Genomic DNA, 1,740 nt, shown 5'->3' with positions numbered 1-1,740 from the left:
CGCTGATCGGCTACGTGGAGAGCGTCACCGTCGCCAAGGTCCTGGGCGGGCGCCGGCGCGAGCGCGTCGACGCCAATCAGGAGCTCCTCGCCCTGGGGGCGGCCAACTTCGGCTCCGCGCTGGTGGGTACCATGCCCGCCGCCGGCGGCTTCTCGCGCTCGGTGGTGAACTTCGACGCCGGGGCCCGAACCCAGGTCGCCGCGCTGATCACCGCCGGCCTCGTCGGGGTGGTCGCCGCCTTCTTCACCGGCTGGTTCGCGTTCCTGCCGAAAGCGGTGCTCGCCGCGATCATCGTGGTCGCCATCTGGCAGCTCATCGACTTCCGCGGCGCGATAGAGACCACCCGGTACGACCGGGGCGACGGCGCGACCCTCATCGCCACGGTGGCCGGCGTGCTGGGCTTCGGCCTGGAGCCCGGGCTGGTGGCCGGCATCGCGCTGTCGCTGTTCCTCTACGTCTGGCGCAGCAGCCGGCCGCACATGGCCGTGATCGGGCGCATCCCGGGCACCGAGCATTTCCGCAACGTCGAGCGCCACGAGGTGGTCTGCGACCCCCGGCGGGTGCTCCTGCGCATCGACGAGAACATCTACTTCGCCAACGCCGAGCCGGTCCGCGACTTCGTGCTCGCGGCCCTCGACCGCCATCCCGATGCCGAAGCCGCGGTGCTGGTGATGAGCTCGGTGAGCTACATCGACAGCAGCGGGCTGGAGATGCTGGAGGCGCTGCACGCCGATCTGCAGGCGCAGTCAGTCGCCCTGCACCTCGCAGAGGTGAAGGGGCCGGTGGCGGACCGGCTCGCGCAGACACACCTCTGGCACGGGCTGCCGGAGAGCCATCACCACCTCAGCGTCGCCGCGGCGGTGGACGCCCTGGGGGGCGACGGCGGGAACGAGACGACCGCGGCCGCAACACGACGCCGCATCCACGGCCCGGACCGCCCTGCGGGATGACCCGGGCCTGCGGCTCCTAGCGGATGCCCCGCACGAAATAGGCGTTGGGGTCGTCGGTAATCACGGCCGTGAGCCCCGCCGACCACAGCGGGTCCACCGCCTCGGGACGGTTGGCGGTCCATGCCACCACCGCGATTCCCGCCGCGCACAGCCGCCGCACCCCGGCGGGGTCCAGATGACGCCAGTCCACGTGCAGGCTCACACCGCCGAACGCCTGCAGCACGGCGCCGGCACGCTCGGGCACGCGCTCGCAGATCAGGCCCAGGCGGATCCCGGGATCCCGTCGCCGGCATTCGGCGAGCACCGGCACGTCGAAGGACGAGAGCAGCAACGCCTCCCGTGGGAACCCGGTCGTCTGCAGGCTATCGAGGACCGTGGCCGCCAGGGCCGTCCGCCTGCCCTCCTCCCCCGTCGGCTTGAGCTCAAGGTTGAGCCCCAGCCCGCGCTGGCGACACAGGGCGAGGGCCTGCTCGAGACGCGGCATCCGGGTGCCGGCGTAGCGGGGTGAGAACCACCCGCCGGCATCGAGGGCGGCAACCGCTGCCCAGTCCGCATCGGCGATCCGTCCGGCCCCGTCGGTGCAGCGATCCAGACGCTCGTCGTGGAAGATGACCGGCGTGCCGTCGCCGAGCAGCTGGACATCCAGCTCCACCCAGCCCACACCCAGGGCCGCCGCCAGCTCGATCGCCGGGAGTGTATTCTCCGGCGCGGCCAGCGATGCCCCGCGATGGGCGAAAACCCGTGTCCCGAACATGCATGACTCCCTCGGCCCGGACCGCGGCACGGCGAC

2 protein-coding genes are annotated in these 1,740 nt (G+C 72.2%); one reads left to right on the top strand and one right to left on the bottom strand.

Annotated elements, in window-relative coordinates; all coding sequences use genetic code 11:
• Positions 1 to 950: SulP family inorganic anion transporter (locus G7A99_RS07760; protein ID WP_163139382.1), on the top strand; the 950-nt coding region annotated here is incomplete at its 5' end.
• 16 nt (positions 951 to 966) lie between these two features.
• Here the strand turns inward: G7A99_RS07760 and G7A99_RS07755 are convergent.
• Entirely contained in the window at positions 967 to 1,704 is a 738-nt protein-coding gene (locus tag G7A99_RS07755; RefSeq protein ID WP_018718537.1) for a glycerophosphodiester phosphodiesterase family protein, read from the bottom strand.
• Between the last annotated feature and the right edge of the window lie 36 nt (positions 1,705 to 1,740).

The organism is Arhodomonas sp. KWT, assembly GCF_010993615.1.
The sequence above is the reverse complement of the archived record's forward strand: the minus strand, read 5'-3'. Positions and strand labels throughout refer to the sequence as shown.

Coding starts and splice junctions, on each gene's coding strand:
- G7A99_RS07755 (WP_018718537.1), bottom strand. CDS start 1,704: ATGTTCGGGACACGGGTTTTCGCCCATCGCGGGGCATCGCTGGCCGCG.